The sequence below is a fragment of the Lactococcus sp. KTH0-1S genome (assembly GCF_052544945.1).
Genome location: NZ_CP195165.1, coordinates 526,918 through 549,228, shown reverse-complemented (window position 1 = coordinate 549,228; position 22,311 = coordinate 526,918). Strand labels below are relative to the sequence as shown.

The following is a 22,311-nucleotide window of genomic DNA, read 5'->3' as shown; positions in this document are numbered from 1 at the left end:
CTATTTCTTTGTTAGTACGCAATATATTATTAACTATTCGCTAATTGTTTGAAAGTGAAATAATCGAGAAATCTTTTTTCTCTTGCCCTCCATGCACATCTTACAATTTCTCCATCCAACTACTTTTTGCTTTAACTATTGTTTATCAGAGTCATTAAGTCTTTCTTTTGAACTACTCCTATTTAATATATTCCTTATCAATTATGAATAAGTTCTAACAAATACGGAACAATTTTTTCTTCGTTCAATTCTTCAAGTGACGAAATCCACTTATAATTTTTATGCTCTTCTAGGCTTAGTAAAATACGATCATTAACTCTATCTTTTGGTATATCTTCATGCACTAAGCTTGCTTCATATACCAATCTAGTAAATATTGTCTTTTTCTCAAAATCATAATTGCTGTCCTCATGAATTATTTTCTCAATATTTACCTCTAAATTCACTTCCTCTAACGTTTCTCGTAGTGCCCCCTTGCGAGGTGTTTCATCTTCTTCAACACTACCTCCTGGAATGTCCCAATAAGAAGGATACACATTTCCTTTTCCTCTTTTAATGTCAGTCCTTTGAATAACCAAATATTTTCCATTATTTTTTATTAACGCATGTGCAATCAGTTTTACAGTCATTTTTTATTCCTCGTTTTTTAGAATCACTATTACAACTCCAGCATTATCTCCTACTACTATTATAGTATTTTTTTATCTTTCTAAAAAATATTTTCTTTTTGCCAGATTTACTAAAGTTATCCAGATTCAAGCTATTACGTAAAAAGCTTGTGTACTCAAATTTTTTTTCGTTAAATTCAATTTCTAGATCGAAATTTTCTTGATCAAGATATGTATTTTTATCAATACAGAGCGTAACATCTCCTTTTCAATTATCGCCCTCTATGTTATTAAATACGCTAAATCAGCTTTTCTTCTTTCATAACTTTAAAAGTTTCTTTCAATGTTAAAAGCCAAACTGTAAGTTTATCCATTTCAATAAGGTCAAAAAAAATATTTCACCACTTTCGTGTACTCCAAACTGGGCCTATAAGTTTCTGAAGCTATATTATAAAACTAGACACAAATTAGTTTATTATAACCTTTCCAAAAATATAGCTGATTTTTTGTCTAATTATTTGACATTAGTCCATATTTTATTCTTTAGACCACTTTTATTTTTCTGTTTTATATTTATTCTGAATATTATTTCTACCACAAACGAATTTAACTATGGTCAAAACAGGGCCAACACAATGCATCAAATAGAACAAATAATCGAAGAATATATCAGCTGGTTGAAGACACTTCCCTTTTATTTGAGAACTCAATAAGCGTACTGCCAAATAATCTATCCCAGAAATGTAGATTGACATGGTGAGTAATAAAACACCAATATTCAGCCATTGCCATTGCTTTAAATTCCACAAAAATAAGACAAGAAACATGATTGGACCAATAAGCCAAGTAATCGCTGCTCTTAAATTAAGTAGCGAAAACAGAAAGTTTTTAACAGATTTTTTATATTTGAAAAAGTATTTTATTGAGTATAACGGCCCATTAAACCAGACAGACTGTTGCTTTATATAAACTAGCTTACTATGAGCAAAGGAAGCTTTTTCAAAATATGGAATTGGTAAAAATTTTATACCTTCAATTGATAATTTATACCCCATTACATTGTCTTCATTTATTTCATCTTCATCCCAACCCCCGTTTCTTTCCAATACATTTTTATAGGTAAATAAACCATGCCCTATAGTGTACATAAACCCTATTCTATCCTTTGATTTTAAAATTAAATTTCCAAATTCGTAAATTATGGACCATCTGTTTTGCCATAGTTGAGCTCTTTTCATAACTCCATTTAAACTATCAGAAAAAATACTAACCTGTTGCATTATCTGATTTTCTTTTATATTTTTCTGTACATATTTTATGGTTTCAAGTCTAGGTTCTGAATCAACATTATATATACCAACTATATTTTCCAATGGAACATACTTCAAACCATAGTTGAGTTGAGTAGCCATATTACCAAAAGTATTAGGAGAGTTTATGACTTGTATTGACTGATACGTGTGTTCTTTTAGAAATTCTTGCGCAATACTTAATGTTTTATTATCTTTCTCACGACTAGTCGTTATATAGATTATAGAGATATCTGAAGGGAATGCAGAAAAATATTGGATTGATTTTTTAATCAGATTCTCTTCACGATAAATCGGAATTAGTAAAGTTACTTTTGGATATAAAATTTCTTTTTGACTAACATTGAAATCAGCAAAAGATTGTAAGTATTTTTTAACCTGTGAATATAAGTAGAAGCTCATACAGCTTGCAATGATTAAAATTCCAATAAAAAAATAAAAAATTAAGTTCATCATATTTTTCCTTCTTTTATTAAGCAATAAATCGCATACAATATATCGACTACAAGCACATTATTATCTAAATGATAACCTTTTTTTTCTTTTTCATTTATAGTCAGATCTTTAGTGTCAACGATATGTATTGGACTAATTTTTCCCATTTTTTTATCTAAGGCATCGAAAAATTTATCCATATCATCTTTAAACTCCATATTTTTTTCAAAATTTGCTCTATTTCTTTTAGTATCAAGTTTTCTTTTTAAATATAGTCCCTCTACTGAATCATGTAAATAGAGACAACTTGTTACATAATAAATTGGGGAGACTCTTTTAGATATTTTCAAAATCCAATCTATCTTTAAATTACTGTCGACTTTTCTAGTGTTCCCATAAAAAAGATAACATATCGCAGATAAAAAACTTGTGTCAATAATCACTGCCGCATCACTGCTAAGTATCTCAATTCTTTTGCATATAAAATCTATTTGAGTTTGAGGAGACTCTACAGAAAAAGGTAAATAATCTTCTTCCTCATATATTTTTTTAATATTTATTTGTTTAGAAACAAAAGTTGTCTTTCCAACAGCTGAAGGACCATCAACACAAATTTTAGGTATTTCCTTTTTCTTTTTTAAAAAAGAATTACTAATTAGATAATTCAAAATATCTCCTCTTATTTTTCCCTCCAACGAATATCTAAAAGGTTCTTGACAGGTTGTACTATATCCTTTTTCTAATATTTTTCTGAAGTATGAAACAATAAAAAAATAATACTCATAACTGACCAATAGATTTTCAGTCCCTTTTTCTTCTTTTAACATTTCTTGATAAGTTAAAGTCATCTGATATGGTATAACGAACAAAAACATGTTGTCTGGGGATATAATTATATTCATTTTTACCAATATCAAGATAAACAGCTGTATAATTCTATTTCGAAATTTATTAAAGAAATATTGATAGGAAATCAATGATAAGTAGGAGCGATCTAAGTAATTAATCTGACCTTGATTTATTTTCCATTTTCTTTTAATCTCTTCAATAATATAGTGAAATTGTATTATGTAAAAATTCTTAAATTCTGTTCTTTTTATCTCCCATATGGCACTAAATTTTTCTTTATCCATACCTTTCAGAAAAGTTGTCTTGCCCGAATGAACATTGCCTTCAATCGTATAAATTTTTAACGTTTTTACTTTCTTGTCCATGTGGTATCATCTTCAAATATTCTTTCAAGTTTAGTCTTTTTGCATCTAATATAGCAAAAAGATAAAACGACTCAGCTTCTGAATACAAATCAATCATTTCCGAATAGAAATCATCTGCATATTGACCTTCAATTATTTTTTCCATGATTGATAAAAGCTTATTATTTACATTTTCTTTCAGGTCAATAAATCCTACTATTATATCCTTCATCAATAAACTTTTTTCTTCTTTTTGCAAGATGGCAAAGAGTAAGTCCAAATTAGTAAAAAAACTTTCAAATACTCTATAATCAACCATATCTATTAAACAAACAAATTGTTCATAAGTTTTTTCAGTTTCTTGATCCAAAAATTTATAGTTATAGGCCTGATCAATTTTTTTATTATTAAACTCTAATAGTCCTGTATTTGGTGAATTTGGAATAATTCTCATTTTTTCTCTAATTACTCCTAGCCTAAATAATTTTTTTAATTCCCAAAGATAATGTATATTAGGGTAAATATTTTTTCTTTCTAAACTTGGATGAAAAAGCATAAATCCAATATGAAATGAGATACCTCTTTTCCTTAATTTGAATATAAAATTGTCTGCCAAAGCTCTGGAAGTTTTTTTAGGGTTCAATTTTTGAAAATCTTTAGTAACATTTTCTATTCCAAAAAAGACTCTAATTAATCCAACAGAATAAAGTTTATCTAAAAGTTCGTCTGGTATCATTGTACCTAAAGCAAGATATACCATGAAAAAAATTTTTAAGTTTCTTTTCTTTATTTCGTCACAAAATTTTTCAACAAATTCGTTATCTACCCTTCCCTTCCAAAATATTGGATCATTGAAAATAAAATACCTTTTTCCATACTTTTCTACTAATAATTCTATTTCATCGACTACTTGATAAGCATTTTTGGTAAATAAAGCAGTTTGTCCTTGAGGGATATGGCAAAAATTGCATTTATAAATACAGCCATTACATCTTTCTAAATTTACGTATTTCCCTTTTTCTCCCTCTTCAACTCTCCTATCCAAAATCTCTCGGAAGGCTGAATGAGTTTCAATTAAGAATTTTTTATCAAAAAATTCATCAAGCTCATATGGCGATAAAATTCTATCAACAAAAGGATATTTTTCTAAAATTACACTTTTATTTAAGCAAGCAAAAGGTCCAATTAAAATAATTGGCATTTTTCTTTTCTTCCAAATATTTTCAAAAAAACGAATTCCATATTCAAAATCTTGAAAATTTGTTTTATAAATTATCAACTCTTTTCCAATTGCATCTGATAGAGCATCTAAATTTTCATAATGATCAAAATTTTTTAATACCTTAACACTCACATCACATCGCCTTTCAATTAAAGCGGATGATATCTTTTCAACTGTCAAAGAGCTTATAGATTGTGAATATAATGTCCTAAAGAAATAAATCCCTATTTTTACCATAATAATTAATCCTGTTCTATATCAGATTGTCTGATATTATTTTATTTGTAAGTAAATAAGCTAACAAAGTATAGCCTTCTTTATTAAGATGAAGCCCATCTTTTTGTAAGAAATAAGTAAAATCTGAATATAAATTTAGTTGGTAGTTAAAGTCAACCACCCTACAATTCTTTCTATTAGCACTCGCTATTAATCTTTGACTATATAAAGTAGCCAAGTTATTTTCCCTTTTAATAGTTCCTACTGAATTATTAAAGGCTGGAGGAGTTACAAGGAAAGTTTTATCAATCCCGAAATGTTCTGAAAATCCGATCATATTCTCCATATATTCGGTTGAAGTTACGGAATGATGTTTTGCTGCATCGTTTACTCCAAAGACACAAATATAATAATCACAGCCTAACGGTATATCTTTAAGCATCTTTTTCCCTTGTTCCGAATCAATACCTGGAATAGTGAACTGATAAAAGTTAATATTATCCGTCAATATCTTTAGTCTTTTTTCTAGTGACTTTACAAAAATATCTGAATAATCACAGCCATTTTGTTTACCAGAGGCAATAGAATCTCCAAATATAGTTATATTCATTAATATTCTCTCCTTGTATTATATAATTTATGGAAATTTCCACCCGATTTTCTAACATTTTCTATCTTATAGTATAGTTAATGCAATTATTTGCTATCAAATGTACAAGCAATTAACTTGTAGTATGCACTGTGAATTAGTACTTTCAATTCAACCGCTTTTACGATTTAACACAGAATCTAACCAGAGCTTTTTGTTTGATTGTTAATCAGTTTGATAACGTAAGACGTTTTATTTCCAGTAACTCCACTCTGTAGGATTGCTACTCTCGCTAAGTCGAGTAGCAATCCTACAGAGCTAAAAGTGCGTGATGTTTACAACAGCAAATTTAGATTAGGAGAAACCTTGCGACCTTTTATGTCGGAATTGACGTTGCTATGAACAAGCACGATTTTGTTCTGGTTTAAGGGGAGAATTTTTTTCAAAAACTTTCGCTTCCAAAAAACTTGACTCTGTCCCGATTCAACTCCATACTGCACTTGAAGATACAGGATACTATGCCCAAAGTATGGTGAACTTTTTATATAATTTATCATATCCTGTTTTTAATGCCACACATCTTTTATTGTTCCCTTAAACCTCTTACTGCAAATTTCAATATTTTTTCCTTGTAATTTAATTTTGTATCTCTTCATCTTCTAAAATGAACTTAACTACATCATCTAGTTTACCGTGTATATATCCTTTAAATTTTTCCTCCAATATGTTATTAACAAAATTCACTCTATTTTCAAATAGATTTTCTGAATCAATAGAGGTAAGAAATACATTATTTCCATTGATTTCTAGGTATAAATCCGAAAACTTCATATGACGCGCTATGTCATGAAAGAGGAGCATTGAGTTTCTATAATTGATTTCTCGATTAACTATCAAAGGAGAATTAGATAATTTAATAAAGTATATTGCTATATTTTTATTGATTTTCTCTCCTTCATATATTTTTAAACCCAAATCCTCTGGAAATATTTCAATTTTTTCTTTGGAATTATTCTTAAAAAAATAATTACTGAATAACTGATTATCATACAATTTTACACTAGAAGCTCTTAATTTTATTCTTTTTTTAAAAGGATTAAAAATTTCGTAGGAATCTTTTCCGTTTCTCCTTACCTCTGTTGTTCCATTTGATATATATTCAAAGTTATGCTTTTCTACTAATTCAAGCATTGTTGTAGTTTTTCCTGCACCACTATCACCCCAAAGAATTAATATCTTATCGTGTTCTGGAAAATATACACAAGAAGCATGAAGTAAGTAAATGTTCCGTCTTTCTAACTCCATGATAAATAGTGTGTTAATTAAAATATCTGCTGCATTATAAACTGAATTATCTAAACTAACATAATCAATTAAAATTGTGTCCTCATCAGAAATCCAACTAATTTGGGGTACCTCCTTTTTTCTTAAAATAATCTTAGGAAAATCGTAACTATTTTTATATGTTTCCTCAATCGAATAGTGCTTATTAATTTTGAACTTTTCAAAAAATTCTTCCTCGGCATTAATCCATATTTTAATATTTGATTTACAAGCTATTTTTTCTGTCATAAATATCACATCCTTTAGATAAGATACATCTCTTACAAATTTCTGGCGCTTCCTTCTCTGGAGAATACAGCTGTTCCCTTTTCAAATTATAGAATCTAGAATTCCAGACTTCTTTTAGTGTTTGGTTTGATATATTACCTACAATTTCCTCATGCCCCCAGTCTTGACAACAAAAAATTACATCCCCATTAGTCAATATATGCATTCTTTCAAGTGGCCGCCTTTGCTCACAATAGTGAGCTTTCGCATCATAGTAAACATTTGAAAAATCTTTTACATTATTCGCTCTATCTAAAAATCCCCATCTAAAGAAATTGAAACCCAGACTCTTAGAATACTTATCCATCTGTTCAAATTCAATTTCGTCAATATCCCCATTGTCTATCATAACTATTGAAACCAAACAGGAACTTTTTTCAAAATATTTAGCAATTAATTCAACATTTGTAAAAACTTTCTCGTGACTAACACCAGGCATTATTTTCTTATGAAGAGCTCCTGTGAATCCAAAAACACTAATTCTTAATTCAGTAAGATTAATTTTACTTAGATCTTTTATAATTTCTTTCGTAAGAAGTGAGGCATTTGTTGAAATCTCTAATTCGATATTCGGAAGCTCTTTTCTTATAAATTGAAGCTTTGACACAAAAGTCTTATCTAAAAAAGGTTCATTATTTAAGTAGGGTACCAGTCTTTCAATTTTATTTTCTTTACATTCAATTATTATTTTTCTAAATAAATCATCTTCCATAATATTTCTAGTGTGCTGAAGAGTACTATATGGACAAATAATACAATTTGCATTGCACATATTATGAGTTTGAAATTCTATAACTTTAGGAAATGGATTAATCATGTGATTCATATCATTCTTCTCTACTTTTCTCAATTAAATAATTAGCTATATCTTCTGGCGAACCGTAAAATTCAAATACGGTTGATTCATTTAACTTTTTAAACAAACAGTCAAGTTCAGCATGTATTGTTGTATTGATTAATAGTTCATCCGGAATCATATCGTTAGATAATCTGCCTTTTTCAAGCATCAAGACAGCTATATTTCTATAAAAATAAGATACTTGTTGAAACAAATTCATTTTTTTTTCAAGCCCATCCAACTCATATACTTCAAGAGGATGATCATTTTTAAGGTGTGGTAAGCATAAAACAATTTCCTTATAATTATCTTGGTAGTTGAGCATTTTTATGGGAAGTTTATAAATCTCATTTACACTCTTTTTAACAGATCCATACTCTAAAATCCCAAGCTGATATGCCGAATGTTTTCTAAAAGAAATTGACTCCTTTAAATCCACATTAATTACTTTTGTTCCACCATTCTCCAAAAGTAGCTCTATGTAATCATTGGCAACAAATGGATATCCACCTCTGTTTAGTGCTAGTGCTGTGGTGCTTTTACCCGACTCTTTAGGGCCCAAGAATAAGATTACTTTATTGCCCATTTGAATGGCTGATGCATGCAAGGACACAATTCCCTTTTCCGCATTGATGATTAAATGCAATAAAAACAGAACAATATAAAAGTGATTTCTGACTAACTCCCTATCTAAATTCTTATCATAAAAAGTAACTTTACTCCCATCAAAAGTCAACCTATCACCACTTACGATATTATATTGCCCCTCTATATCCTCATTTATTTTGAGAACAGATACTTTTCCCAATAACTCAAATTCACTTTCATCAGCCAATCCCAATTTATTAATTAAATTTTCATCTATATCTAAAATAGTTTCAAGCATTTTATATTTCATTATTAAACTCCTAACCTTACAAGGTACAAAAAATAAATAAAGCAATCTTCAAAAAGCACAATGATCATTTCCAACTAAAATATTTCAACTGATTATAACTTATCAAAGAAGAGATAACCAAGCATCCTAAGAACAAATCATGTCCTTCCTTCCTTCCTTCTTTCTTTCTTTCACTTCAATTACCTTACGAATATAGAAAAAGTACAATAGAACTTCTTCCTAAGCAGTAATATATCTCTCTTTATATTTTCACAGCGTTTTAAGAGAAATGATTATTTATCCAAGACAAAGCGCTTTCAGATGATTATCTATTAAAATTTGTATATATATTGCGAATGCTCTGCTATTTTCAATAGCACTAGTCTGCAATCTTATAAATGATATTGTTTGAAATTAGATAATTTATCCTATCTATTACCTCAAAAAAATTATTTCGTGAAATTTCTCTTCGAAGAATTAAAGACAGTTCTTCCTCTTCATTCACCATTTTCCATATGTCGTATAGTAATTCATCAACTTCTTCAACATCATTTTCTCTAAATATATAATAAAAGCTTCCGAGAGATCGAATTCTAATTTCAGTATTTTTTCGATATTTACCCTCTTTATACTCCTTTAGTGAATTAAAAACATTCTTCAATGCTTCATTTACAGTTCCGCTCGATATATTTTGGATATTTTTTGTTTTCTTTATTTCTTTTTTTCTTTCAATAACAATATTAAAGTCCGTTTCATCAAATAGCATTGAATCCCCAGGAAAGTTTCCTACCGAAATAAATTTTGATAAACTCCATCCTTCTTCAAAAGCAACTCTCCTTACTGCCACTCCTTTATCCGTTCTCATGCTCAGGCAATCAATAGAATCAGGATGAATTCTAGTAATTATATCTTCTCTATTTTCAAAGTACTTCTCGAAGCGCTCTTTTCTATAATCATTATTTTCAAACTCCATTCGGATTTGTAAAATATCTGAGAACACTTCAGAGTTGTCTTCCAGATTAGTTTCAAAATCGTAAAAATAATCTAGTTCTCCTATATAAACTCTAGGTGTAATCCTATTAGTACGGCACCAATAAATAATATCTTTTGCAGTATTTTTATTCAAAGGAACCTCAATACTCCTATCACTATTGTTATCGTAGAAAGTCAATGCTCCTTGTAAGAGAACCATCGGAGTTCCTAAGTTCAAAGCTTTTGATATTGGAAGAGCTTCTTTAAGCGATCTCCCTGTAGCTAAAAGAATATGATAGCCTTTCTCCTTTAATTCTTGGATATATATGATATCCTCCTTTTTAAGCTCTCCATCAACCAGCAGAGTATCATCTATATCTAATATGATTCCTTCAAACATTTTCAATTTTTTTCTACATCTTTCTTTTAGGATATCTTAATTACTGCTTTTCTATTACATGAATACTTTCCATTTTTGACAGAAACTTCGCTAAATCTTTCGCTGCTTTTGACTTGCTAATTTCGTACTCTTCAACTAATTTATCTAAAAGTTGTTCTTCTGAAATTCCTTGCTCAAGAGTACTCCAAATAAAGAGAGATACATTTTTTAAAAGATATACCTTATTGTCAAAAACAATAAATAACTCTCTGCTTTGATATTTTTCTATAACAAACGGATTTTTAATAATTTTCATTAGATTTTTCCTCACATTTTAAATTTAACAATTGACAATTAGTTAGAATTTGGATCGTTTTTTTCTTTAGAAGCTCCATATTATTTAATTCAATATTTTGATAAGCACTACATAACATATCAAATAAATTTAGGTCAGTTTCTTTTTTATTTTTAGAATATCTTTCTATTTTTTTCATTAACCATTTTGAACTTGGGTTTGTTTCTTCAGCTAAAGAAAGATATGCAGTAATTCCACTTTCTAGCAAATCTAGTGCCATTTTGAAAGAAGTATCAAATTTTTCTTCCTGATATGCTCCCAAAATATCTGTAACTCTCACCCCATAGTAAATTCTATATTCTTTTGAAAACAACGAACTAAATTTATCATACTCCATTTTTGCTTTTAAAATTCCAAAATTAGAATCATTAATCAATTGTTTAGCAAATTTTAATCTATGAAAAATATCATATCTTTTATCATGGTTTTTTGCAGTACCCAAGGATACCATGGAAATATATTCTAAGATATATTCTTTTTCGTATATTTCTATATCAAAGTCGATTTCTTCTTTCGTAGTCACCAATACTTTTCTAAGTCCCCGATCATAAAAAGTGAAATCTTCATCACTTTCAGCGATACTTTGAATTTTCTTTATATTGAACTCATCTACAATAATAAAAATATCTATGTCAGACTTAGAATTACCAAATTCCTCAAAGAGTGATCCTGAAACATAGGTAGTAAAAATATTCTCTTCCCCAATAATTTTAAGTATTTTGGAATCTCTCATCATTTTTTTTGCTGCACTTGCAGCTTCATTTTTAGATAGTATGACTTTCTCCTTTATTTTTTTCATATAAATACATCTTCAAATTAGTCACAAACCACGGTAAATTACATAGAGCATGAAAAATTATCGAATACAAAATATTTTTTGTCCAAAAATATAATCCCATAGCCATCAGTGAGAGTAAAATTAATTTTATATGATAATACATTTCTTTACTCTGTCCTATGTAGTGAGCAACTAGAAAAAGTAAGGTTGATACCCCAAAAACAATTATTATTTCTTTTACGGAAGCCTCCAAAGGAACTACACCTCTAAAAAACAGTTCCTCAATTACCGGTACTATTATGACTTCTCCACCTCTTGAAACTAGATTTTTTCCCTCAACTTTTTTTAAGTAGTGAAACAAATATTTATTCATAGAATTACGCAGATTTTGTATATCAAACGTAGTATAAATTAGGGCGGCTAATGCTGAAATGATTATTAACGAAGTTTTTACTCTAAAGTCATATTGAGGAATCGGAAGAACTGAGAAAACTGCTAAATACGGTATATTCATTCCAACAATTCTTATTATTCTCAAAAATAAATTACCTCTAATCAAGTCTCTAATTTGAAATGAAAGTGGGAATGCAATCCAAAATGTAGTAATAGTAAAAAAAATAACTTGCATAAAACTCTTACTAATCCTCTCCTAAAATAAATTACCCAATCCCCACATAGCTAATAGAGATTGGGTAAATACAACCTGTAAATTCTAAAAACAAATTACAGTTTTACGTTCGTTCCTGCAGTTGGTTTTACTTCAGTTACCTTTGGTGTAGTATACTTTTTCTTAGTCATACCAATTTCCTCCTATGTATTTAAGTTTTTTCTCCGGAGAGGATACACTCATAAACCTCTATTTCTGTCTATCAATATAAATCAAAATTTCCTGACACACGCATGTGTCTCTCCCCCTTTTTTAAAGTAATAACCGTTACAACAATCAAAAAAAGATTAATTCCAACAAAAATAACAAACGTGTTAGATAAAATCTGGTGTTTAAGCAAAATACATCGTAAAAGTGTGACGCTATAGCTTAGCGGAAATATGCTACCAATCATACGTACAAGTCTTGGAGAAATGGCAAGCGGAACTTGTATTCCGCTGAAAGTATCCTGAGGCCCTTCTAAAAACACAAAGAGTACCGTTCCATCACGTAAAATAATGAAAAATACACTAATAAACGCTCCCCAAATCCACGTTGCCAAAACTAATAGAAACAAAGAGAGTACAATTAGTCCAAGATGTTGCCCGCTGATGCTCATAAACCAAAAATTTCCAAAGATAAAGATCAATACAAAAAACCAAGTATTGCTCCAGAGCATCGCAAATGAACGGCTGTAAAGCCACGCTAACTTATTAACTGGTGCCATAAAAATTTGACTCAATGTTCCTTGCGTGCGTTCCTCTCCCAGTCGCCAACAGCTCTGAGTCACATTTTGGAATAAAATATATGCACTGTATCCAATAAAAATAAAATAAAACAATGTTTGTTCCGTAGAAATACCAGTTATCTTGATAGTAGCCAAAGGAAAAACTCGGAGATTGTAATTCACTTGAACAAAAGAAATAATCGGCCAAATAATCATAGAAAAGAAATAGAAGAGGTTAACGCTATCGTTGAATAACGTGCGTCTTAATTCAGATCGAAAACGCTGTAAAAGATTGCTCATTATTTTATGCCTCGATTTCTTCTTTTAGCAGTAATCAAAGCCATTTCAAGTGTTGGGTTATTAACTTTTATCTCGCTTGCAGAGAGATTAAGTTGGTTTAGAACTTTGATAATTTGTTGCAAATCAGGAGTTTTGGATTGAATCTTGAGAATTGTCTGCTCATCCTTATTTTCAGTTGTGAAATCAGGAAATAGTTTTCGAAATTCTCTCAGCGGTAATTTTTCTTTTCTCTGAAGGATTACGATAACTTCTTTTTCCAAATCCAGTGCCTTAAAAACCTCTTCTTTATCCCCCTCTAAAATCACTGCTCCCTTGTCAATGATATAGATATAGTCGCACAACTCTTCAGCTTCAGCCATGTAATGGGTCGTTAAAAGAATACCTGTATTTTGCTTGCGAGCAATATTTTTTATCGCCTTACGGAGTTCTTGTGAGATTTCAACATCAAGACCCAAAGTAGGCTCATCAAGGAAAAGATATTCTGGCTCATTAATTAACCCTTTGATTATCTGTAAACGCTGCTTCATACCTTTAGAAAATTGTTCAACAGGTGTATTTCGTTCTTCCCAGAGCCCAATTTCTTTGAGCAAAATTTCTGCTCTTCTTAATATTTCACGCTTCGTCAAACCATAAAGCGAACCAAAATACAACAAATTCTCCATTGCACTCAGTCTCCAATACAAATTTCGCTCACCACCACTAATCATATTGATTCTACGACGTGTCGTTTTTAAATCCTGATTGATATTTTTCCCTTCTATCAGAATTTCACCTGTATCTGGAAGCAAGAGTGTCGTCATCATTTTAATAAGTGTAGTTTTCCCCGCTCCATTTTCTCCAAGAACACCAATGATTTGTCCTCGCTTCACCTGGAGGGAAATATTGTTGGAAGCCTTTTTCGTCGTCTTTTTATTCTTGAATAACCCAATTCTTTTTTTGGTTTGATACTCTTTACTTACATTTTTCACTTCAATCATTTAATCACCTCATTCAAAAATATAGCCAATTATTTTTTGCTCTGTTTTTTTATACCAAATAATTCCAATAAGGAAATACACAACAGAACTGATACTTCCTAAAAATACAATTTGGTAAAACTGCGCACCTACGGTAGTAGAAGAATAAAGCATACGTATCACTTCAAGAATTTGTGTCATAGGGATGAAATTACCAATAAACTGTATCCATTGAGGAAGAATGCTACGTGGAAACGTGACACCCGAAACTAAAAACATCAGAATAAAGAGTGTATTTTGACTGATAAAGGTATCTCTAAGCATCAACATGATATTGGACAAAAAGATACTCATGCAAAAGGAAGCCAAGGTTACAAATAAAATACCTAAAAGCCATTTGCTAAATGAAACCGAGAACAGATTTGCTCCTAAAAATAGTGCAACAAGAAACAATGCCAAAAATTCAAAAAGTGCTCGCCAAAGTTGCTCAATAAAAACTCCAAAATAATAATTCATAATTTTATAAGGCGTGATGAGTAAGCTCGTTAACGTGCCCTCTCTAACTTCCGTAATGAGCGCGCGTCCAACATTCATAAGTATTGTTACACTCAAGCTATAAAAGAGCATCCCTACCGTAGCATACGTAAAATAATCACTCGTTTGAAAAAGATTTTTTGAAGTACTTGAGACCTCATTTGCAAATAAGATATGAGCAATAAGCCATAAACCTATAAGCTGAAAACTTGAATCAAGAACTCGATTTATAAATAGAGTTAAAGGAAAGTATCGTCGATACATTTGCCAATTTCTCCTTATAAGTGCAACCATTTTAACGTACCTTTCTGTGCTTCAAAACTTCTGAAGTTTTCCAGAAGTATCAGTTATAATAGATACTGGGTTGCACCTAGTACCTCCCTTTTATCTAGATAAAAGTAAAATTTGTTTTTAAATATAAAAGACCATGATCGTTTCAGAAAATGCTACCAAGTAATAATTGGATAAGCGAGTATCACAGCGGCCACTAACACTAAAATATGGACAAGTTTATATTTCTTCATAATCTCTCCCTTCTTTTTAATAATAATTTTTGAAAATCGGTGTAATTTTCAGACAATTTTTTTCTGTACCCATATTCTATACTATTACTCAATAAATTGTTATTTTAAAAAAAACTGTTTTTTTATACAATATAAAACCTTAACCTAATTCAAAAAAGTCGATATATGTGTGATATAATAAAGTTTATAGGGAGTTTTTATTCAAAATTTAAACTTAAACAATATAAAAAAAGGAGTTATTTTGGTTACGAAAAATCTGAAATATTCGGAAGAGGAACTTGCCATTGGGATTGTTTTTAAAATGTTACGACAGGCAAAAGGATTTTCACAAAGGGAAGCCGCAGGGAAAGAAATCTCTGTACCACAAATTTCTAATTTTGAACATGGGAAAACAATCTTAGTCACCCACCATTTTCTTGCTGTTTTAAATAATATTAATGTGGACATGTTTGAATTTCAAAATGCTTACAACCAATATCTCGACTCTAAAGACATTCTTCTTTTTAGTACTAAAGTTTCTGAGGCCGTCATGACTCAGAATATTGCTCTTTTAGAGTTGTTATTAAAAAAAGTAGAAAATGCCTTGTCTTTTAATCCCGATAACAAAAAATTGAAGCTTGATAATATTCGCATAAAATCTGTCTTGTATTTTGTTAACACTTCTTACACTATTACAGATAATGAATTGAATTTTCTAACGAATTATTTTTACGATTTAAAAGAGTGGGGACTTTACGATATTCGCCTCTTTGGCCAGTGTGCTCAATTTATTGATATATTAAAACTTGCTGACCTTACATCCAAGATGATAGCTCCTATGCAAACCAATTGTGAGCTTCATCATATCAAGCTTGCTGTTATCCAATGTGTATTAAACATCATTAATGTTTTTGTTAATCAAAAAATGTTTGAACCAGCAAGACGGCTCATAAAATATCTTGAAGACAACGAAATCCATGAATATTTTATGTTTGAGAAGCTCACGCTTATTTATAATCGTGCAAATTATTCATTTCAAAGAGGCGATAGGGAAGCAGCAAAAATCATGAAGAAATGCCTTGAAGTTCTTAAGTTTTGTGATTGCTCTAAGACAGCCACTCAAGTAGCTAGAGAATTACATGATTGGGAAATAGAGGTTCCAAATTCATAACCACCTGTTAAAAAAGGGGGGGGCACGGGTATAACCCGTAATTACTCACTGCGCCTAAAGATGCTAGCCTTCACAAAAATCGTTCTGACTCATTGTGATCGTCACTTTAACTTGCCCTCTAAACCTTTTTTTTTCTTACCTAGTGCATTGATAAAAGTATTTTCATATTCTTTGACACTCAGCTTATCCAAAGAGATGTCTTGCTTTTCTTGTTTGCGAATATATTTGGCAAACATGGATTCATTCAAATCGACTGTACTGACATAATAGCCTTCCGACCAGAATTCACGATTTCCAATTTGATATTTCAAATTGCAATGTTTCTCAAAAATCATGAGTAAACTTTTTTCTTTTAGATAACTCATAAAACTCGAAATGGAGATTTTTGGAAGTATGGCGAGTAACAGATGAACATGGCCCAGCAACATATGTCCTTCCAAAATTTCCACGTCCGTCTATTGCATAGCTGACGAATGTGGTCATGAATACCTTGTCTGAGTTGGTTATAAATAATCTTACAACGGTATTTAGGTGTGAAAACGATGTGATAATTGCACCTCTATTTTGTATATGATGGACTGTAGTTAGTTTTGCCATAAGTTAGTTGCCTTGCTGATTGATCCTGAACATCTCATTTATACAACCTTGCGGTAAAAACGAATAGCGCGTGTTTTTCTGTTTCGTATGCTCCGCAAACTCAACTGGCTGGAGCCGTAAATAAAAAATGTACCTCATCAATGATGTGGTACATTTTAAATTATAATATCAATGACTATTCAATTTAAAACTAAGTTGAACGTTCTTGATTTATTATCTTGAACTATTTTCACTTGAATTGAACTTTTCGTTGTGTTCTTTGTGTATAAAAAAGTTTGCAAATAATTATTATGGAAGAGAAAAATGGAAAGATATAGGTAAACCGCGTCTAATATACTTAATATAAAAATCCAAAAATATAAATTTATGTATTTTTCATTTTGTTTATTTCACCATGTAGAGTGTGATAAATTTCTTTTACATGTCTTCAGAGATAGAATTTTCATAATGGTATATAAATTGACAAGCTACAATTTTTCTAAAACTCTCTAGCTTCTCATTACCTGCACTTGATAAATTGTAATTTCTTGAATAGTGATCTCTTCCAAAATAAATCACTTCTTCTTCAGAAATTTCTTTATATTGTTTAAAATCATTAACTATCAACTCATAAAGCTTTTCAACAGAAACATATTTTTTTAGAGTTTCTAAATTCTTAAATTCAAAGTCATGCCTATGATAATCATTTGTACCTAAAGGGGATGACGTTCCTAAAAATTTTGAAATAAAATCTATAGCATTTTCAGAACTATTAATTTTACCATTATTATAGTTTATCACTTCATCTTCTTGTCCCAAACTAACCCATAAATAATAGATTAATGTAGTTCTATATGAAGGATTTTCAGTTAAATTTTCTAATTCTGATATTCTTCTTATAATTTCCAAAGCATGATTTTTGTATATTTGTAACTCATTTTCTTTAAGTAGAGGCGTTTTTCCATATTCCTTTTCTTTACTATGCAATATAACATCATTGATAATATTAGGAAGAGTATCAAAGCGCTTTTTTTCAAAATTATAGTCCAGTATAGAAATAAAATCATCAAGTTTTGAATTAGAAAGTTTCAAAACTTCTTCAACCGTATATATTGTTTTGTCAAAAGTGCTAAATAAAAATGATATGGTTGCATATTTATCAGGAAGTAATTCTATAAGATCAAGTAACGCCTTACTAAGTTCTAGCCTAGATTTTATTTTTTCTGAATTTTCTTTTATTTTTTGGATCGCAATTTCAATATTTTGTGGTGTAACTATCTCACATAACTGCTCATACATTTCTACTGCATCAATATCTGCTATGTACAGCTCAACAAGTTTTTTATCTGATATTCCTTTTTTCTCATCAAATGATGAAAAGAACACATCAAAATAATACTCAGAAGCAACTCGCTGTAACTTTCTTAATGAAGCTTCATCAGTACTTGTCACATTAGTATATAAATTATCAATGAGAGGAAAAAGATTTCTTAAAATACCAATTTTTCTTTCTTCCGACCCAAAAATTTTAGTAATATCTTCCTTTCTTTTTTCTCCCTTTCCATCCATAAAATACTTTCCAAAAGAATTTTGAAAAGAGATTAGCAGACTCTTATTTTGATGTATAAGCTCATAAAATTCCTCGTCAAATACTCGTAAAACCTCTAAGGTAATAGTATCAACAATATTTATTTCTCCAATACTTGACGGAAGTTTAAATCTCAAGGCATTGATTATTTTATTTATATCTCTTGGAGAATTTATATACTTGTTGACTTCTCCATTATAAAATAACATCTGAAATCTCGTAATCTCCTCACGTTTAAGAACTCCACCAAATTCTTCAAGAAGTTGTCCAAATTGATTTGCAAATAATTCATCAATAATATTTTGTGGTATAACTGGTAAGGTTATAGGAATTTGAATGAGTTTCTCCAAAAAGTCTGCACCTGATTGATTTTTGGGTAAAAATTCTTCAATTGCTGAACAAACATAAAACTTATCGAACGGTAAAATATAAGTAATACCTCCATAGTTTGCAACCGAACTTATTGCTCGAAGAATATCAATTATCTGTTTTCCATTTAACCTATCTAGATCATCAATAAATACTATTATTTTACTGCCTTTTATTGCTGCTTCAATTCTTTTTCTAGCACGTTCTATGCTGTCCGATGATTCTAGCATTTGCCCAATAAATCTCGCGCTATTCAGAATTTTACCTGAAGTAACTTTTGTTTCATTTCTTCCACCTTGATTTAAATCAAAATCTTTTCCAAGTTCAAAAGGAAGTTCTGCATTTCCAAATTTATTTATAAATCTTCCAGCAGCTTTTCTTTTTGAAGTGGCATTTTTGCCTGTAAGCTCCGTGCTAACCTGATTAAGAATATCCCAGACGATTTTCTCATAATCCCCACCAAGTTGCCAAGCGCTAGAATACACCGAAAAAACATTATCTCTGCTAGCCAATTCACTTCTCAAAAGATTTACTGTTGAAGTTTTACCGTAGCCCCACTTTGCAAAAAGACCAATAATATAGTTTTCATCTTCTTCAAGTCTCTCTAAAGCTTCAACAACTTCTATTACGAAATTTTTTCTGTTGAATTCATCTAATGCCTTGTCGTCTATTGGTTTGTCTGAATGATATTTGCTCATGATTATATTATACACCTTAATATTTAGAGAGTAAATTCTTTTCCGTTACTTAAACTCTATGCTATTTTTTAGCTATATTAAAAAAAATCAGCTCTTTTAGCTGATTTTATTTATCTGTTTACTCAATTTATGGTGCTTTTCTTGGTGCTTTAGAGCTTAATTTGCTACTAGATCCTTTAATTGTTTAGCTCAATATAATTGCGCCATTACTTTTCCTTTTATTTTTTTAGCTTCTAAACCATTGATACCAAAAGTTCTGTACTTCAAAATCCCTAAAGATTACTTCATAAACTTTCTCGATTTCTCTAATTTTTACTCAATGAGGTCAAATTAAAACACAACTTAAATTATATCATATTTCATTTATATTTTAACCCTTCTCTCTGTTTTATTAATCCATCAAAGGTTGGAAAGGTTACTTCATTTATTGTATGTCTTTATAATTTTTCAGCAATAAGGCCCTTTTATCTATTTTCTTATTTCTTCTTGCACTCGAGATGAAAACACCTATTCTGGAATTTTTTAAAATAAAAAAACCAATATTTTTGTTATTGGCTTTTTTACTTTTAAAATTTTTAATAAGATCCTCGCTGATTTTTGTATTTTCAATCCTGCATTAATTATTGTTATCTTTTATTTTCAATATATCATCAACACACAAAATAATAAGAGTTTTGCGCTCCCTAAACTTAGTAAAAAGTTTAAACTTGTAAAACTGATTTTAGAAAAATCTTTTAGATAGCCTTTATCGTTACTTCAATATTACCTTGAGTAGCGCGGGAATATGGGCAAGTTTTATGTGTTAGTTTCAAGAGTTCTTCTGTTTCTTCAGTACCTACTCCTTCGATATGTCCTATAATATCAACTCCTAATACTACATCTGGAATTTCATTTTGACTTAAATTATAGAGAGAAACTGTAACTTCAATGGTTGATTCACCCTCTATATTTTTTGATTTCTTAATATAGTCTAAAGCACTATTAAAACAAGCGCTATATCCTGCAGCAAATAATTGCTCTGGATTTGTTGCTCCTTCAACCTTTCTGCCTGGTGCAACAATATCTAAATTAAAACTTTTATCTGGAGAATGGACTTCGCCATTTCGACCGCCAGTATTTATCATTTTTGTAGAAAATATTTTTTTCATTGAAATCTCCTTTTTAAATTGTTTACAATATAATTGTACTAAATACAATTACGTTTGACAAATATATAGATTCAGATATAATGAAATGATAGGAGAAAATATGACAGACAATATTCTTAGCAAGGAATTATGTTTTCAATTATACATTGCTTCAAAGGAAATCATAAAAAAATATAATTCTTATTTAAATAGATATTCGCTTACTTATACTGGATTTATCGCTATGTTAGCAATTGAAAACAAGATGACAATAAATAAATTAGGCGAAGAACTCTCTTTAGATTCTGGTACATTAAGCCCTCTGCTAAAAAGATTGGAAGCAAAAGGATACATTATAAGAAAACGTTCTGATAAAGATGAAAGAAGTGTTGAGTTATTTCTCACAGATAAGGGAGCGCAAGTTAAAAAGGAATTACCTTCTATCTCTCTTGAAATTGGTGACAATTTAGTTTCTTGCAACGAGAATATCAATTATGACTTACTTCTCTCGCAATTACTCACTTTAAATAAAAGTTTGAAAACAGAGATTTAAATATTTTTGATTATTTGTATAAAAAGACCTGACTTAAGTCAGGTTTTTATATTTATTGTACATCTTTTACAGCCTGATCAGATTTTGCTCGAGCATCTTGAACTTCTCGCAATGCTTGATCATTGTCCTGTCCAATAATTATCCGCTAATGATTTGATACCAATACACACACACAAAGACTATACCCTTTAAATGCTTGTGAAATAATAACTAAGAACAACAATAAATGCATAACATATAAAACATGCATTATCCCTCTTTGATAATATATACAAAAATCCCAGATAAAAATTAAAGAAAAGATTTACATTCATGCTATTTTATGCTATAATTTTCCAACCTTAAAATAGGAGAATATAAAATGAAATACTTTGTACGCCTTGCTACAGAGCAAGATAAACCCGCAGTTGCTAAATTCTATGATAATTCTTTACCATTGATTGATGAAAAACAAACGAGTTGGATAAAAAATATTTATCCCTCAATTGATACGGCTCTAAAAGCAATTGACTTATCTCAGCTCTTTGTTTGTTATGATTCAAATGATATTGTTTCAGGAACTGTGATTCTAAATAATCAATCAGATAAAGAGTATGAAAATATTACCTGGGGTACTCCAGAGCTTGATCCTAATCAAATCTTGGTAATCCATACTTTAATTATAGATCCTAAAAAATTAAATCAAGGAATCGCAAGTGCCATGATCAACTTTATAAAAGAATTTGGCAAAAGCAATAGTATGGTAACTATTAGATTAGATACTAATTTTAAAAATACACCTGCACAGAAACTTTATGAAAAACATCAATTTGTATTTCGCGGGAGAACCAATCTCAAGAGCTTTGATAACAAAGGATGGGACGATTGCGTATTTTATGAATTTTGTCTTAAATAATTGAAAATCTAAAAATAAGTAAAAACCACTATTTTTTTTAGTGGTTTTTTATTTTATAAATTTTCTTTTTTGAACAATATTTTTCAATTTATTTTAAATTCTACTTATTAAATTTTATTATAATTTCTTTAAATTAATTGCTACAAAGAGGACCAGTAATATTTACATATTTGAACTGATTAAATATTTTTCCTAAAAATTAGAGTTTTCCTAAAACTTACATCAATTATTCTTAAATATTTTTAAATAATGAATTAAATACACAACATCTTTGCCTTTCTCTAA

At 29.8% G+C, this 22,311-nt stretch carries 20 protein-coding genes and 1 pseudogene; 3 read left to right on the top strand and 18 right to left on the bottom strand.

Annotation, left to right across the window (positions count from 1 at the left end):
* Positions 1-197: 197 nt before the first annotated feature.
* From ACRYLU_RS02810 to ACRYLU_RS02740, 15 genes are all read right to left on the bottom strand, one after another.
* On the bottom strand, positions 198-629 hold the full coding sequence (locus tag ACRYLU_RS02810; RefSeq protein ID WP_014573065.1) for an NUDIX hydrolase: 432 nt from the start codon (positions 627-629) through the stop codon (positions 198-200).
* Between the two features lie 533 nt (positions 630-1,162).
* Entirely contained in the window at positions 1,163-2,374 is a 1,212-nt protein-coding gene (locus ACRYLU_RS02805) for a glycosyltransferase (protein WP_445081178.1), read from the bottom strand.
* Positions 2,371-3,567, bottom strand: a complete 1,197-nt coding sequence (locus ACRYLU_RS02800; RefSeq protein ID WP_445081177.1) for a hypothetical protein — start codon at positions 3,565-3,567, stop codon at positions 2,371-2,373. Before ACRYLU_RS02800 ends, ACRYLU_RS02805 begins: the two co-directional genes overlap by 4 nt.
* Positions 3,527-5,005: a radical SAM protein gene (locus ACRYLU_RS02795; protein ID WP_445081176.1), complete on the bottom strand. Its 1,479-nt coding sequence runs from the start codon at positions 5,003-5,005 to the stop codon at positions 3,527-3,529. Before ACRYLU_RS02795 ends, ACRYLU_RS02800 begins: the two co-directional genes overlap by 41 nt.
* Positions 5,006-5,021: 16 nt before the next feature.
* Positions 5,022-5,594, bottom strand: coding sequence for an SGNH/GDSL hydrolase family protein (locus ACRYLU_RS02790; protein WP_445081175.1), 573 nt, complete (start codon positions 5,592-5,594; stop codon positions 5,022-5,024).
* A gap of 615 nt (positions 5,595-6,209) precedes the next feature.
* The gene (locus ACRYLU_RS02785; protein WP_445081174.1) at positions 6,210-7,145 is read right to left on the bottom strand and encodes a hypothetical protein; all 936 of its coding nucleotides are present in this window, start codon (positions 7,143-7,145) and stop codon (positions 6,210-6,212) included.
* The gene (locus ACRYLU_RS02780; RefSeq protein WP_445081368.1) at positions 7,123-7,956 is read right to left on the bottom strand and encodes a radical SAM/SPASM domain-containing protein; all 834 of its coding nucleotides are present in this window, start codon (positions 7,954-7,956) and stop codon (positions 7,123-7,125) included. Before ACRYLU_RS02780 ends, ACRYLU_RS02785 begins: the two co-directional genes overlap by 23 nt.
* A gap of 55 nt (positions 7,957-8,011) precedes the next feature.
* Positions 8,012-8,920, bottom strand: a complete 909-nt coding sequence (locus tag ACRYLU_RS02775; protein ID WP_445081173.1) for a hypothetical protein — start codon at positions 8,918-8,920, stop codon at positions 8,012-8,014.
* Between the two features lie 358 nt (positions 8,921-9,278).
* Positions 9,279-10,271, bottom strand: coding sequence for an HAD-IIB family hydrolase (locus tag ACRYLU_RS02770; RefSeq protein ID WP_445081172.1), 993 nt, complete (start codon positions 10,269-10,271; stop codon positions 9,279-9,281).
* 40 nt (positions 10,272-10,311) lie between these two features.
* Entirely contained in the window at positions 10,312-10,566 is a 255-nt protein-coding gene (locus ACRYLU_RS02765) for a PqqD family protein (protein WP_445081171.1), read from the bottom strand.
* Positions 10,553-11,404 (bottom strand): hypothetical protein, encoded by an 852-nt coding sequence (locus tag ACRYLU_RS02760; RefSeq protein WP_445081170.1) that lies wholly within the window; start codon positions 11,402-11,404, stop codon positions 10,553-10,555. The genes ACRYLU_RS02765 and ACRYLU_RS02760 overlap by 14 nt, the downstream gene beginning before the upstream one ends.
* Positions 11,370-12,011 (bottom strand): CPBP family intramembrane glutamic endopeptidase, encoded by a 642-nt coding sequence (locus tag ACRYLU_RS02755; protein ID WP_445081169.1) that lies wholly within the window; start codon positions 12,009-12,011, stop codon positions 11,370-11,372. Before ACRYLU_RS02755 ends, ACRYLU_RS02760 begins: the two co-directional genes overlap by 35 nt.
* Positions 12,012-12,252: 241 nt before the next feature.
* Complete coding sequence (locus ACRYLU_RS02750) at positions 12,253-12,972, bottom strand: ABC transporter permease (RefSeq protein WP_445081168.1); 720 nt, start codon at positions 12,970-12,972, stop codon at positions 12,253-12,255.
* 83 nt (positions 12,973-13,055) lie between these two features.
* Positions 13,056-14,033, bottom strand: coding sequence for an ABC transporter ATP-binding protein (locus ACRYLU_RS02745; RefSeq protein ID WP_445081167.1), 978 nt, complete (start codon positions 14,031-14,033; stop codon positions 13,056-13,058).
* Positions 14,034-14,042: 9 nt separating this feature from the next.
* Positions 14,043-14,840, bottom strand: coding sequence for an ABC transporter permease (locus tag ACRYLU_RS02740; protein WP_445081166.1), 798 nt, complete (start codon positions 14,838-14,840; stop codon positions 14,043-14,045).
* 471 nt (positions 14,841-15,311) lie between these two features.
* Here ACRYLU_RS02740 and ACRYLU_RS02735 point away from each other — a divergent pair, with 471 nt between their 5' ends.
* Positions 15,312-16,220 carry an Rgg family transcriptional regulator gene (locus ACRYLU_RS02735; protein WP_445081165.1) on the top strand — a complete coding sequence of 303 codons (909 nt, stop codon included), beginning with the start codon at positions 15,312-15,314 and terminating at the stop codon, positions 16,218-16,220.
* 101 nt (positions 16,221-16,321) lie between these two features.
* On the opposite strand, the pseudogene tnpA reads toward ACRYLU_RS02735, so the two are convergent.
* The 3 genes and pseudogenes from tnpA to ACRYLU_RS02720 form a co-directional block, all read right to left on the bottom strand.
* Positions 16,322-16,764 (bottom strand): annotated as a pseudogene (gene tnpA / locus ACRYLU_RS02730) (IS200/IS605 family transposase).
* A 470-nt stretch (positions 16,765-17,234) separates the two neighbouring features.
* Positions 17,235-19,451, bottom strand: coding sequence for a KAP family P-loop NTPase fold protein (locus tag ACRYLU_RS02725; protein WP_445081164.1), 2,217 nt, complete (start codon positions 19,449-19,451; stop codon positions 17,235-17,237).
* Between the two features lie 734 nt (positions 19,452-20,185).
* Complete coding sequence (locus ACRYLU_RS02720; RefSeq protein WP_038599463.1) at positions 20,186-20,599, bottom strand: Ohr family peroxiredoxin; 414 nt, start codon at positions 20,597-20,599, stop codon at positions 20,186-20,188.
* Between the two features lie 100 nt (positions 20,600-20,699).
* On the opposite strand from ACRYLU_RS02720, the gene ACRYLU_RS02715 reads away from it, so the two are divergent.
* Complete coding sequence (locus tag ACRYLU_RS02715) at positions 20,700-21,131, top strand: MarR family winged helix-turn-helix transcriptional regulator (protein WP_445081163.1); 432 nt, start codon at positions 20,700-20,702, stop codon at positions 21,129-21,131.
* A gap of 361 nt (positions 21,132-21,492) precedes the next feature.
* Positions 21,493-22,026, top strand: coding sequence for a GNAT family N-acetyltransferase (locus tag ACRYLU_RS02710; RefSeq protein ID WP_098394093.1), 534 nt, complete (start codon positions 21,493-21,495; stop codon positions 22,024-22,026).
* The last annotated feature ends 285 nt before the right edge of the window (positions 22,027-22,311 follow it).